Annotated in this window: 14 protein-coding genes; 10 read left to right on the top strand and 4 right to left on the bottom strand. The window is 37.1% G+C overall.

Annotated elements, in window-relative coordinates; all coding sequences use genetic code 11:
• Together MT391_RS06560 and MT391_RS06555 are read right to left on the bottom strand one after the other, a co-directional pair.
• Positions 1-777, bottom strand: coding sequence for a threonine/serine exporter family protein (locus MT391_RS06560; protein WP_205963058.1), 777 nt, complete (start codon positions 775-777; stop codon positions 1-3).
• Positions 778-789: 12 nt separating this feature from the next.
• Positions 790-1,746, bottom strand: coding sequence for a methylenetetrahydrofolate reductase (locus MT391_RS06555; protein WP_499497274.1), 957 nt, complete (start codon positions 1,744-1,746; stop codon positions 790-792).
• Positions 1,747-1,999: 253 nt separating this feature from the next.
• On the opposite strand from MT391_RS06555, the gene rsmE reads away from it, so the two are divergent.
• The 10 genes from rsmE (at position 2,000) to MT391_RS06505 (ending at position 10,296) form a co-directional block, all read left to right on the top strand.
• Positions 2,000-2,728: a 16S rRNA (uracil(1498)-N(3))-methyltransferase gene (rsmE, locus tag MT391_RS06550; protein ID WP_499497273.1), complete on the top strand. Its 729-nt coding sequence runs from the start codon at positions 2,000-2,002 to the stop codon at positions 2,726-2,728.
• Positions 2,729-2,764: 36 nt separating this feature from the next.
• Positions 2,765-3,718, top strand: coding sequence for a glutathione synthase (gene gshB / locus MT391_RS06545; protein ID WP_166372036.1), 954 nt, complete (start codon positions 2,765-2,767; stop codon positions 3,716-3,718).
• Between the two features lie 256 nt (positions 3,719-3,974).
• Positions 3,975-4,649: a YqgE/AlgH family protein gene (locus MT391_RS06540; protein ID WP_277344381.1), complete on the top strand. Its 675-nt coding sequence runs from the start codon at positions 3,975-3,977 to the stop codon at positions 4,647-4,649.
• Positions 4,649-5,125, top strand: a complete 477-nt coding sequence (ruvX, locus tag MT391_RS06535; RefSeq protein ID WP_499497272.1) for a Holliday junction resolvase RuvX — start codon at positions 4,649-4,651, stop codon at positions 5,123-5,125. Before MT391_RS06540 ends, ruvX begins: the two co-directional genes overlap by 1 nt.
• A gap of 304 nt (positions 5,126-5,429) precedes the next feature.
• A complete protein-coding gene (locus MT391_RS06530) occupies positions 5,430-5,936 on the top strand; it encodes a DUF3087 domain-containing protein (protein ID WP_166372034.1) in 507 nt (168 codons plus the stop codon).
• Positions 5,936-6,565, top strand: a complete 630-nt coding sequence (locus MT391_RS06525) for a LysE family translocator (RefSeq protein WP_166372033.1) — start codon at positions 5,936-5,938, stop codon at positions 6,563-6,565. The genes MT391_RS06530 and MT391_RS06525 overlap by 1 nt, the downstream gene beginning before the upstream one ends.
• Before the next feature lie 428 nt (positions 6,566-6,993).
• Positions 6,994-8,022, top strand: a complete 1,029-nt coding sequence (locus MT391_RS06520) for a hypothetical protein (RefSeq protein WP_499497271.1) — start codon at positions 6,994-6,996, stop codon at positions 8,020-8,022.
• A 271-nt stretch (positions 8,023-8,293) separates the two neighbouring features.
• Positions 8,294-9,172 (top strand): DMT family transporter, encoded by an 879-nt coding sequence (locus MT391_RS06515; protein ID WP_166372031.1) that lies wholly within the window; start codon positions 8,294-8,296, stop codon positions 9,170-9,172.
• A gap of 54 nt (positions 9,173-9,226) precedes the next feature.
• A complete protein-coding gene (yqfB, locus tag MT391_RS06510) occupies positions 9,227-9,550 on the top strand; it encodes a N(4)-acetylcytidine aminohydrolase (RefSeq protein WP_499441367.1) in 324 nt (107 codons plus the stop codon).
• Between the two features lie 98 nt (positions 9,551-9,648).
• Entirely contained in the window at positions 9,649-10,296 is a 648-nt protein-coding gene (locus tag MT391_RS06505) for a peroxiredoxin-like family protein (RefSeq protein WP_499497270.1), read from the top strand.
• A gap of 235 nt (positions 10,297-10,531) precedes the next feature.
• On the opposite strand, the gene MT391_RS06500 is transcribed toward MT391_RS06505, so the two are convergent.
• Complete coding sequence (locus MT391_RS06500) at positions 10,532-11,605, bottom strand: Preprotein translocase subunit SecY (protein ID WP_499497269.1); 1,074 nt, start codon at positions 11,603-11,605, stop codon at positions 10,532-10,534.
• Positions 11,606-12,074: 469 nt separating this feature from the next.
• On the bottom strand, positions 12,075-12,749 hold the full coding sequence (locus MT391_RS06495) for a 2OG-Fe(II) oxygenase (protein ID WP_205963057.1): 675 nt from the start codon (positions 12,747-12,749) through the stop codon (positions 12,075-12,077).
• Positions 12,750-13,149 lie beyond the last annotated feature (400 nt).

Raw genomic sequence — 13,149 nt, 5'->3', positions numbered from 1 at the left:
TTATAGTGCCCACCCTGAAACGCCTGTTAATTCTATCGCAGCAACAATACCAATCGATACACTGACCGCTAATAATGTTGAAAACACCCAACGTGCAATACCCATATTCACGTAACCTTTAAGCATATCTGACACTGCATTAATCAAAGGAAAACCAGGAACCAGTAATAATACACTCGCTGCCATCGCAATTTTCGGGTTTTCACCTATTTCAAAAACTGAGGCTAAACAAGTAATGGTAGTCGCAACAAAAGCGGTTAAAGCAAAGTTAACAAAAGGGTTATGCTGACGATGGCCAAGTTCTTGACGTATTACCATTGCGCAACTGGATGCAATAAAAGTAGTCCAATAAACAGCGCGATCACCACCAAAGAAATGACTAAAACTGGCACATGAAAAACCAATCATTAATACCACTAACCAGCGATTGTATTTATAAGGTTTTAAACGGTGCAATCGTTTTTTGACTTCTTTTATATCAATTAGCTGTTTTTCTAACATCACACAAATACGCTGTACTTCACAAACCATTTGCATATTAATGCCACGGTCGCCGCAACGCCTTGTGGTTGTTACACAATGCCCCTCAACCAAGCTAGTGATCACAATTGCATCTGGAGTAATCGCTAATTCTATACTCTCTGCCCCAAGCGCAATGCCTAAACGCTGGGTCGTTTGTTCAATCAAACGGCTTTCTGCACCATGCTGATGTAAAATTTGCCCAGCGAATACTGCTATCCGTGTAATTTCTGTTTGTTGTTCCTTTGACAAGATCATTATTTCATCGACTTATAGTTGTGATTCAGCCAGTTTTAAATCCAACGTGGCTTTAAGAAGTTTAAATAATAATATAGCAGCATCTATCTCTTCTTTGCGATTGGTTAAACTTTCTATATTTAAACCTAATGGAATATTTAGTGGTAATACCGCTAATAAAATTTGCTCGAAGTTATTTCGACTAATTTGCAAAGACTCTTTGAGTGGATTTTCTGACTCAAGAATACGCAACGACGTCGCTTCCGGCACGGAAATCCCCAACCATTCGATAAATTCTAATGTTTTAGCACTGCCACAAGGAGAAAAAGTTAAAATTACCCGTTTAGGTTGTACACCCTGTTGTCGGCATTCACTCGCATAGCGAGTTAATAAATCAATGGTGGCCTGTGCATTATAAACAGCTTGTGTAATAAAATATTCACAGCCCTGATCTTGCTTAGCACGTAAACGGACATGCTCATCCCCTTTAGCAACATGGCGCTCTGCAATTGTCACTCCGCCTAGGTAAAACTCTTGAGGATGTGCCGCTAAGGTTTTGTAAGCATCAGAAAGCGATAGTTTGATTTCACCGTCCGATGATGGCGAGCCTACCAATACGATATCCCGCACTGAAAACTGATGCCAAGCATCAGACAACCAGCGTGAAAAGTCAGCTTCATCGCGTTGTGAAACACTTTTATAAGTGATCACCGGCTTACCGACTTTATCGTGTAATATTTTTGAATATAAGCGTGAATCATGCGTATATCTAAATGGAAAAGGACGCGGTTTATCAATACGAGAGGTTTCATCTTGAATGTCGTAAACGATAAAACCATCGTAATCAATTTCTTCTAATCGCCCTACTAGTTTATCGGCAATACCAGAAACAAGTTCAAGGTCAGTATCATGTTTGGGAGGGGTGGTACCAATGAAATAAACGCCACGCTTAGCGTCAGTAGTTATACTTTTTAACTTAGAACTGTACATATTAAATTCCTGAACCATCACACAAAAATAAAAGCAAAAATTATCCCATATGTTGCCCTAAATTGATATTAAGGAAGTAATAATTCAATATATCCTTTAGCAATAGTTTATACCCGTTACCCAGGAAGACTCTCAATGCTCACTGATTAACATAAGTTATGCTAACTAAGTGTAATAATTCAGTCTTTAGCAATAGTGATATTAAAAATTTTCGCGTTATACTAAGCTTTTATTTTCAATCAAAAGTAACCTTATGCGTAACCCTCGTTTTTATGAACCGCAATCATTGACCGAAAACACCTGTATCACATTATCAGACGACGCTACTCAGCATATTCGCGTGTTACGTTTAAATGTTGGCGATAGTATTACCTTATTTAATGGTCAAGGTGGTCAGTATTTAGCACAACTGCATGAAGTCCAAAAACGAACTTGCCAAGCGAATATTCTTTCATCCCAAGAAACTGACAATGAAAGCCCGCTTCATTTACATTTAGGGCAAGTTATTTCACGTGGTGACCGCATGGAATTTGTGATCCAAAAGGCAGTCGAATTGGGTGTAAATGAAATAACTCCCTTGATCAGTGAACGTTGTGGTGTAAAACTTAACGCAGAACGGATGGCAAAAAAGCAACAACAGTGGCAAAAAATAGCCATCGCAGCCTGCGAGCAATCGGGTAGAAATATTGTACCAACAATACATACAACACAAGCTTTAACACAATGGTGTGAATATGAGATTGATTGCTGTAAATTAACCTTGCATCCTCGCGCAAAATATTCAATTAATACATTACCCAACGATATCAAACATGTGCGTTTATTAATTGGTCCTGAAGGAGGCTTAAGCGATGATGAGATAAGCCTCACTGAAAACTTGGACTTTACTGAAACATTATTAGGCCCTCGCGTATTACGCACAGAAACAGCAGCATTAACTGCAATCACAGCATTGCAATGTCGCTTTGGCGATTTAGCATAGCTTTTATTACTTAATAGATTAACGACAGGAATAGATATGACCATAAAAATTGGCATCGTGATGGATCCCATCGCAGACATCAACATTAAAAAAGACTCAAGCTTTGCAATGTTATTAGAAGCTCAATCTCGTGGTTGGGAACTTTATTATTTAGAAATGAAAGATTTATATCTAGAAAATGGTCGTTGTTTTGCTACCAGCAAAAAATTAACGGTACAACGTGAAGCTGGCAATTTTTATCAATTAGAAGATGCAGTAGATCACCCTCTTTCAGACCTTGATGCTGTATTAATGCGTAAAGATCCACCTTTTGACACAGAATATATCTACGCTACTTATTTATTAGAGCGTGCTGAAGACGAAGGTTGTTTAATCGTTAATAAACCACAAAGCTTACGTGATGCAAATGAAAAACTATTCACCGCTTGGTTTAGTGAATTCACTCCGATCACCTTAGTGACAAGAAGTGCAGCAAAAATTCGTGCTTTCCATCAACAACATAAAGATGTAATTTTAAAGCCATTAGACGGTATGGGCGGCGCTTCTATTTTCCGTATTAAAGAAAATGATAGTAATGTTGGCGTGATCATTGAAACACTAACAGAGCATCAGCAACGTTACTGTATGGCACAAGCTTTTATTCCAGAAATTAAAGACGGTGATAAGCGTATTCTGATTGTTGATGGTGAGCCAATGCCTTATGCATTAGCACGTATTCCTGCAAAAGGTGAAACACGTGGTAATTTAGCGGCTGGCGGCACTGGTGTTGCTCAACCTCTTTCTGAGTCTGATTGGCATATTGCTAATACCATTGGTCCAAAGTTAAAAGAAAAAGGACTCATTTTTGTTGGCTTAGATGTTATCGGTGACAAAGTGACAGAAATCAATGTGACTAGCCCAACTTGTATTCAAGAAATTGATAATGCTTATGGGACGAATATCAGCGGCAAATTAATGGATGCAATTGAAAAACGTATCAAAGGCGCTTAAAAGATATTGTACTTAAGGCCAACAAAACGATCGCTATTCGATTGAATATATTACCCGCGATTACCGCGGGTAATATACATGTGACCAATCAAGAGAAGACTTAACATGATGATCTTTTGAGCGGTTTACTAGATTAATCCTGTATTGGTAGGTGTAAATACAAGTCTTAATACCTAAAGTCTATTCACTTCTTGGCTTGCTGATTTTTGCCTCTTAAATAGTGACCGGCATATATTCATTCCTGATGGAGAATCAAATGACAATAGATAAAACTAAAAACCCTTTTTCTGATTCTGACATGAGTGATGAACATTCAGTTCCCCTACCAACAGATCAAGAAAAACAGTTGGAAAATAATACTCAAACTGAAATCGTAAGTTCATTAAAGAATCATTTTTTAATCGCTATGCCTTCATTAACAGACCCATACTTTAAGCAATCTGTTGTTTATTTATGTGAGCACGATGATCAAGGTGCGATGGGCTTTATTATTAACTACCCGGTTAAGTTAACGTTACAAGAGTTATTAGAAAATGCAGAAAGCATTGAACATGAACCTAGCCCACCTTTGATTGACCCCGTCTTTTTAGGTGGTCCATTAGACATGGACAGAGGTTTTGTATTACACAGCCCGACATCTGACATATCACAAAGCACTATGCTTAATGAACAATTAATGATGTCTAACTCGAATAAGATCCTGTCTAGTTTAGGGACAGATAACGCACCTGAGCACTATATGGTAGCCTTGGGCTATTCAAGTTGGGACTCGGGACAATTAGAAGAAGAGATAAACCAGAATCAATGGTTAATCATTCATTGTGAAAATGACATTATTTTTAACACACCGGTCGAACAACGTTGGAATACTTCCTTACAACGTTTAGGCGTCGACCCATCACAATTAAGTAGCGACGTAGGCCACGCATAATGACATCAGTAAGCGATTCAGAACAAGAAAAGAACACCTCAGCAAACGAGCCTAAAGTGCCAAGTACTTTATTAGGTTTTGACTTTGGTACAAAAAGTATTGGTGTTGCAACAGGGCAAATGATCACTGCGACTGCACAACCACTAGCAGCCATTAAAGCAAATGATGGTATTCCTAATTGGGATACGGTTGCAGCTGTTATTAAAGACTGGGCACCGGATTTAGTCGTCGTAGGATTACCATTAAACATGGATGGAACCGAGCAACCTATTACACAAAGAGCAAAAAAATTTGGCAATCGCTTAAATGGGCGTTTTGGTGTAAAAATAGCTTTTCAAGACGAACGTTTAACAACGGCAAGCGCTAAAGAATTTATTTTTGAACGCGGCGGATTTAAAGCACTTGAAAAAGGAAAAGTAGATAGTGTATCTGCGGCCCTTATTTTAGAAAGCTGGATGGAAAGCTACTATCAATAAGTGCATAGCAATAAATGCATAGAAATAAATATCAATAAACACATAACAATAAATAAAACGCAATAAATACAGTGCGCTCAATGAATAACTGCTTATAAATTACTGTCTATAAATGACTATAAATGGCTATAAATTATTTACATTACATAACCTATGAGCGATTATTCACACTCTTAATAACCTATACCAGTAATCTATTGTTAGTAATCTATGTTGGTAATTAGTGTCAATCCCTCTCATCACATTCAGGATTAACATTTCATAACCATGTTTGCCCATTTTGTTAAAGGAATATATAACCAGAATGCAACTTATTGAAATAGATCCAGAGCGCTATCGTAAACGCTTAAACAAAGTCATTTTTGCCTGTATTGGTACGCTTACTGTTGGCAGTTTAGGTATTAGCCAATTACTTATTCGACTAATGCCTTCGCCCGACGGTAGTCATTTTTACTGGAATTTATTGGGTGTTATTGTTACTGCAGGGGCACTTTTATTTATATTAAATAAACTTAAAAGCCATGCCTATTTCCACGAAGTCACTTATGTTTGGCATTTAAAACAAGCTTTAAATAGAATTAATCGACGTATGAAAAAAATAGAATCTGCTGCGCAGCAAGGTGATCCCACTGCGATGCAAATTTTACACTTTAATTACGCAGGATCTCGCCAACTTTGGCAATTAGACAATAATACATTAACTATTAACCACTTAACTCACCTTGAAAATAAGCTTAATGAGCTTGCTGAAGCACATCAAGTCACTTTAGATGTGAGTCTTTATAATCCACAACAATTAACGGACTACTGATGCCTATTTTACACATTGAAGCGTTTTTAATTGCGATTACTATTTTAACGATGACACCAGGCCTAGATACTACCTTGGTGATTAGAAATACTAGTCGTGGCGGTGAAAAAGATGGTTTTGTTACTAGTCTGGGTATATGTACAGGATTATTTTTTCATGCATCTTTGTCTGCGGTAGGTATTTCACTAGTATTGTCACAATCACCGCAGTTGTTCCAAGCAGTAAAAATGATTGGTGCACTGTATATTTTATATTTAGGAGTTCAGGGACTAAGACACAGTTTCTTTGCTTCAACTAAAGGTCCTGCTAAGCTATCAGCACAGGGTAACTTTAAATTAACAAAAAGTTTTAGAGAAGGTTTACTCTCAAACGTTTTAAATCCTAAAACGGCTATCTTTTATCTGGCTTTTTTACCACAGTTCATCAATCCTGAATATTCTGCATTTATGCAATCATTACTAATGGCAGCTATTCACTTTGCGATTGCAATGTGTTGGCAAGCATTCATCAGCCGCATGATTGTTACCGCGCAAAAACGATTTGATGGTGGTAAAACACAAGTAATAATGGAACGTTTAACCGGTGTCGTATTAATTGGATTAGCCGTTAAGTTATTATTAGAAAAGTAACTTCATTTAAAACGTAAAGGGTTTTCATTGTCAAAGTGATAACCCTTTATATATTTCCTTACTGCCTCCATAACAATCAACTCATCAAAAGTACCTGAAAGAACTCACCCTGATATTACTTTCTTTTATTGCCCTTGTTATTAACTCAGTATTACTGTTAATGTTTTATTGAATTTAAGATGGAGCTGTTAAAGCAGTATCACCGAACTTGGGTTTACTGAGTTTTATAACCAATTTAAATCTAGCAGCATTCAGTTTTATAGTAATTCATGGGAGTATGTGCCTTTAAAATCAAAGGTAGGATTCTGTATCCAAGAATGATCAAATAGGCATAAACTGATAACTCACTGCACAGTTTAATAACGAAATAGACGGCGAAATACGGTAGTAAAATATAACGGCTAAATATAGCAACAAGGGAGATTAGATTGAACTTAACAAAACAAGATCTTAAAAATGCTGTAAATGAAAATATAATTTCCTTTGAGCAATCAGAAAAGTTAATTGAATTTCTCAATAAACAACCCCACTCGGGGCCTAAATTCGATTTCACTCATGTGCTTTATTATGTAGGTGGCATGATCGCAATCGGTGCCATGACACTTTTTATGAATTTAGGCTGGCAGTCCTTCGGAGGCATAGGAATTACTGTAATCGCTTTATTATACACAGCGATAGGTCTTAAACTTACTCATCAGTTTAAAGCCAAAGGTTATGCAATACCCGCTGGAATATGTGCTACTTTTGTGATCGCATTAACTCCTTTAACTATCTATGGGCTACAACAATCATTAGGCTTTTGGCCTGACGACAGTGTCTATCGTGATTACCATCGTTATGTTCAATGGCACTGGCTTTACATGGAGCTAGGCACATTAGTTGTCGGTATTATTTTAGCTTGGAAATATAAATATCCGTTTTTAATGATGCCGATTGCAGTGACACTTTGGTACCTATCAATGGATATTACCGCAATGCTAACAGGCGGTGATTTTAACTGGGAATTAAGAAAACTAGTTTCAATGATCAGTGGATTAGTGATGATTGGTTTAGCTTTCTGGGTCGATATTCGCGCGAGAAATAAAGCAGACTATGCATTTTGGGTCTATTTATTTGGCGTGATTGCATTTTGGAGCGGAATGTCACTTCAGTATTCCGATAGTGAGTTATCTAAATTTATTTACCTTTGCATTAATTTATTGATGATTGTTATAGGCGTAACATTAGTTCGTCGTGTATTTGTTATCTTTGGTGCAATAGGGAGTAGTGGTTATTTAGCTCACCTAGCCTTTAGTATTTTTGAAGACAGTTGGTTATTTCCAATTATCTTAACGGCGTTAGGTTTATTAGTCATTTACCTTGGTATTCTTTGGCAAAAACATGAAACAATCCTCACTAAAAAAGTGAGAAGTAAACTGCCCACAGCATTGGCGGAGTTATTAGCATCAAAAACATAAACGGTAAGCGACAGAGGACTTTAATAGCTTATCTCTGCCTTGTACAAAATAAAGCTGCATAAAATGTAACATTCGAAACAGTTCAATACGATTATTGCCAATTAACTAAATGATTTAATTGGCAACAATTCTTCCATTACAGAATTTACATTAGTAAATTAAAAAAATAAAACCGTGTTTTTATTACTGAATTATTGCAAAAAATAGTTTACTCTAATGTGCTTCCTTATCCACACTCAAACACAGTCAACCTTAAAAATAAGGGTACATTTTGCAACAAAAATTTGCATTCAGAGCAGAACTGATTTTAATACTAGTGACTATTTTAGCAGGCCTTGGTTGGATTTTTTCTAAAGAAGCCTTAGCGGGAATGACACCTCTATTTTTTGTTTCCATGCGTTTTTTAATTGGCGGCATTGTATTGTTCTTAATTGGCCCCCGCTATTTTCGAAACCTGAAATGGAATGATGTTAAACCCATTATGTTAATTGGTGGCGTTATGGGCTTGGCGATGATGTGCTGGGTATTAGGGTTAGATCAAGCTTCTAATCTTGGTGTTGGCGCATTCATTACCTGTCTTGGTGTTGTTTTTGTTCCTATTATTGGACGCTTTATGTTTGGTGATAGGCCCGCCACTAGCATTTGGGTTGCGCTACCCGTTGCCGTAACAGGCTTGATTTTTTTAGCACTAAGTAATGGTATGAGCTTTGAAATTGCACACTTATATTTCTTAGGTACAGCTATCGGTGTCGCATTCCAGCTTAATCTACTGTCTCGTTTTTTAATGCGTATGCATGCTTTAGTGATCACCAGTATTCAATTAACCAGTGCAGGTGTTTTATTACTGATCATGTCATTATTCACTGAAGCAATGCCACAAGGCATTACCTTTAGTATTACCCTTTGGTTTTTAGCCAGTACTTTAATCGCAACCAGTTTACGTTACCTACTTCAAATGTATGCAATGAGCTTAACACCCGTTAGTCATGCAGCAGTGATCATGAATTTAGAGCCGGTATGGGCTGCTATTTTTGCTGTTTTGTGGTTTGGAGAAGTGATGACATTAGGGCAAATTTTTGGGTGTTTCCTCATTTTTATGGCAATGCTCATTAGCCGTTGGTCGCAGATAAGAAAACTGTTTAAAGGTTAACTTAAAATAATCAATTTATGCCCTTCAAAGACATCGCAAAACTGGATATAAATAATGACAATCCCGATAACTAATAAAATTACGTTTTTTGAGTTTTTAACGCCATCTGTCGCATCGGGTGAAAAAACCATTACCATTCGCGATAAATCTGAGAGTCACTATGTCGTAGGTTCTGAGGTAGAAGTCTTTACCTTAGAAACAGATCAAAAGGTATGTAATATAAAGATTGAATCAGTGACACCATTAAAGTTTGAGGATATTAATGAATTTCATGCTCAACAAGAAGCAATGAAATTACAACCACTTAAAGATTTAATACAAAAAATTTATCCGAATACTAACGAGTTATTCATGATAACTTACAGCCTGTTACCTTAAGACTTGGAACAATAACGCCTATATAACCTTAATGTAATTATAACCTCAATGTAATTGGGAATACCAAGGCCGCCATATCAACCACTCAGGAATAAAATATGACAACGTTAAAACAACAAACCGAAGCAAAAGTAGAAGCTGGACGTAAAGGTAATCCTGATTTTATGGCCGGTGTTGATCAGGTTATTGCCCAAGCAAAATCTTTTCAGCAAGGTAAAGATGCACTCGATGTGGGTAAAAATGCGCCTAATTTTGAACTTCCTGATGCACAGGGTAAATCTATTTCACTAGCGGATTTACTAATAAAAGGCCCTGTTGTGATCACTTTTTATCGAGGCAGTTGGTGCCCTTACTGCAATCTACAACTAAAAGCATTGCAGGCTCAATTAGCAGACATTCAAGCATTAGGCGCAACCTTAGTCGCAATTAGTCCACAGATACCCGATGGTTCATTAACTGCCGATGAAATAAACAATATGGGATTTACAGTATTATCAGATCAAGATGCAAAAGTGGCTGCTGAATATGGCGTAGCATGGCAAGTACCAGAGTTTTTGTTGGATCATATGCGTAATGACCGTCAACTAGACTTAGAAGCCATTAATAATGGTAATGCTAATATCATTCCAATTCCCGCAACCTTTATCCTTAACAGTGACGGTGAAGTGACATGGCGTTTTGTTGACCTTGATTACCGTATTCGTTCTGAACCTTCGGATATTATTGAAGCACTGCAGAAGTTATAGGTTATAGATTAAATAACAAAGCAAAAAACCTTTATCCTAAAATAGATTAAATAGGGTAAAGGTCCTCTAGTATCGTTAAAATCAAATGAATGACAGCAGTTATTAGCAATCATTATGTGATGACTTTATGTTTATTAGCTAGCCTCACTGCGTTGACAAGCATAAGTAAATCCTACTAACCCTGAACCTATTAACCCTTAACCTAGTAACGTTTATTTAAAAATAACGCTACCGATTAAGCAGCCTGTTCAAGCATCGATGGTAATTTTTCAGATACGCTTTGTTTATTACTATTTTGCCCACCCTCACCTTGCCAAACAAAATGGCGATTCGGTTTTTGCCTAATTAATCCCTTTGCTAATAAAGCAGTAAACACTTGATCCGTATCTTCAGCATTCAATGTTAGTTTGTCGGATAATGCCTTTTTAGAACAACGCACACTACCGCTACTTAATAATGGAATGGCTTGTTGTAATAGTTCTTCACTGCGAGACAAGGTGCTCGTTTTATGGTTTGTAGTATTATCAAGTAAGTCGGGGTCAGATAACGAGTGCTTATCTTGTTCAACTTGCTGCAATTTTAAGGTACGGGTAAAACGCAGCTCTTCGCCAATTAATCCCACAAAAAAAGCGGCAAATAAATCTAATAATACCGATAGAAATATGACCAGTGATAATTGTGCAGTCTTAGTCTCAATATTTAATGCCGTTGCCACACTACCGATTAACCCTAATACTGAACCTTGGCTTGCAACAGGTTGTTTATCGCGTTCAATCGCAAGTGCTAACTGTTGTTGACGTAATTCAGTATTCTCTTTTTGAATACGCGCAACACCAGTGACGATACGATTTAACTCAATGTATTTTTCTGCTGCAACATTATTAAGCGCAATCTGTTTATCAATGGCCGCAATTTGAAAATCAAATGTCGCCTTTTTATTGTTTTGTACATCTAAGTGGCTCTGCGCAGTATTAGTTGCACTATTGATCCCACCGATACTACCGCCAATGGAGATAATGGCTAAAATGCTATAGAAAATAAAAGCGGAAAAAGCAGCGCTAATATTGTGCCTTGCTAAACGCTCCCCAAACTCGTACCAAGCAAAGAATTTGCCCAATTCAAATATAACAGCTAACGAACCAAACAAAACTTGCATCCACAGTCCATCATCAATCGATAAGAATAATAACAATGAAAAAATAATAGAAGCTAATATAGATGCGCCGGTAAAACTATAAACAACGGTCATAGCAAAAGGGCCTTTGGCATGGCGAATGCGTTTTTTAGGTAGTGTCGTGAGACTAGTCATGAATTATCTACTTATAATTGTTGATCATTGCTCAAGTCGTGAAAGCGGACAGCTAACAAAGCGGATCAAATAAAGACGGAAATTGGCGGCGAATTGTAGAGGGGCTTTTAGCGAAAAGCCAGTAATGACGGGTTAGCAATGAAAATAAAAGTAAAATATTAATAATTTGTTTGTTTTTCACACAAGGCTAAAAAGACAAAACGCCACTCTAAGTAATAACTTGATGATCTTGTAAGGCATTATCGAATGTTACAATGCGCCCTGATTTTACAAACAGGGATTTTTGAGTAAACGACCCATGTGGCAAGTCGCGAGGTAACCCTGTTAGTTGTAGTTATAAAATGGCAATAAAGGTTCGATTTACCCCATTAGACCTTGAACTGTATACTTAGTACCTGCCCAGTTCATGGCGTGATGATTTTTGTATTTTAAATCACCACGAGTATATCGTTTACATTAACAGGACTAATTAACGTGGTGGATCAACGCGGTCTGTCACTGATGTATTAACCCTGAACCATCCAGCAATAGAATAACGGTCACGATTCGCCGCTAACACCTCATGAGGAAACTCTTCACTTAAAAAAGCCACCACAGTCCCCATTAATGGCACAACTTTAATGCCTTCTTTATCATGGTCACTTTTGTATAACACCAATTCACCACCATCAGTCGCTAACCAATGGCTATTAAAATAGACCACTAGTGACAAAATGCGATTTGATTCACCTTTAAAAGCATCATAGTGGCGTTTGTAATAATCGCCAGGACTGTAATGGGCGAAATGGCTTTCAAATGAAAATAATCCTAAAAATAATCGTCTATTTAAATAACGTTGAAAACTAGCTGTCCACTCCAGCCATTCTTTACCAGCTTCGCTTTCACCCGTTATCCAACTGATAGCATCGGTTCTAACAAACTCATTTTTTAAATATTCTTTCCCCCTACCAATACCAGCATTTTTAAACTTATCAGCCTCCATGTCCTGTTGATGCATAAATAGCGTTTCAGTTAACTGTTCAGGCAAAGCTGTTGGTCTAATACTGTAACCTTGTTGATGGATATCTTTTGCGATCAATGCAAATAGAGATTCATCAATTATTTTATTTCCGCCTATTTCTCTGATCTTTTTTGCTGCTAGCAAAGTGGTGGCCTTAACATAAGTATGAATAGATAATAAGTTAACTAAAAAGTAGCGAGTGCATAATTGACAGAGCGTTTATCACCATGAACTGGGGGTGATGAAATGCCTTATCAACAAAGCTATTAGGCAATTGTTGACTGTCTTTTTACTACTTTTAACGGGAGCGCATAATGCCACTTTTACATCAGAAGAAAAGCTTTATTATGCGAATCTAAGATTGAAGTTTGAGAAGTCTAAAATTGAGATGAAAAACTGTTATCTAAACACTTATCATTTAAATCTAAGCCAACATTTAATATGTCTTTTTAACCATTAGCTTAATGGTAGTAGTGGTACAGGTAGCGGCTTAAAAGAATTAGTCTTAAAAGAGTTATACCACTAAGTTAAGTTCGGTTAAATT

Source organism: Vibrio sp. 1-Bac 57, assembly GCF_037546855.1.
In the GTDB taxonomy this organism is placed as follows: domain Bacteria; phylum Pseudomonadota; class Gammaproteobacteria; order Enterobacterales; family Psychromonadaceae; genus Psychromonas.
This window is presented reverse-complemented; position numbering and strand designations above follow the sequence as displayed.

Coding starts and splice junctions, on each gene's coding strand:
- MT391_RS06560 (WP_205963058.1), bottom strand. CDS start 777: ATGATCTTGTCAAAGGAACAACAAACAGAAATTACACGGATAGCAGTA.
- MT391_RS06555 (WP_499497274.1), bottom strand. CDS start 1,746: ATGTACAGTTCTAAGTTAAAAAGTATAACTACTGACGCTAAGCGTGGC.
- rsmE (WP_499497273.1), top strand. CDS start 2,000: ATGCGTAACCCTCGTTTTTATGAACCGCAATCATTGACCGAAAACACC.
- gshB (WP_166372036.1), top strand. CDS start 2,765: ATGACCATAAAAATTGGCATCGTGATGGATCCCATCGCAGACATCAAC.
- MT391_RS06540 (WP_277344381.1), top strand. CDS start 3,975: ATGACAATAGATAAAACTAAAAACCCTTTTTCTGATTCTGACATGAGT.
- ruvX (WP_499497272.1), top strand. CDS start 4,649: ATGACATCAGTAAGCGATTCAGAACAAGAAAAGAACACCTCAGCAAAC.
- MT391_RS06530 (WP_166372034.1), top strand. CDS start 5,430: ATGCAACTTATTGAAATAGATCCAGAGCGCTATCGTAAACGCTTAAAC.
- MT391_RS06525 (WP_166372033.1), top strand. CDS start 5,936: ATGCCTATTTTACACATTGAAGCGTTTTTAATTGCGATTACTATTTTA.
- yqfB (WP_499441367.1), top strand. CDS start 9,227: ATGACAATCCCGATAACTAATAAAATTACGTTTTTTGAGTTTTTAACG.
- MT391_RS06505 (WP_499497270.1), top strand. CDS start 9,649: ATGACAACGTTAAAACAACAAACCGAAGCAAAAGTAGAAGCTGGACGT.
- MT391_RS06500 (WP_499497269.1), bottom strand. CDS start 11,605: ATGACTAGTCTCACGACACTACCTAAAAAACGCATTCGCCATGCCAAA.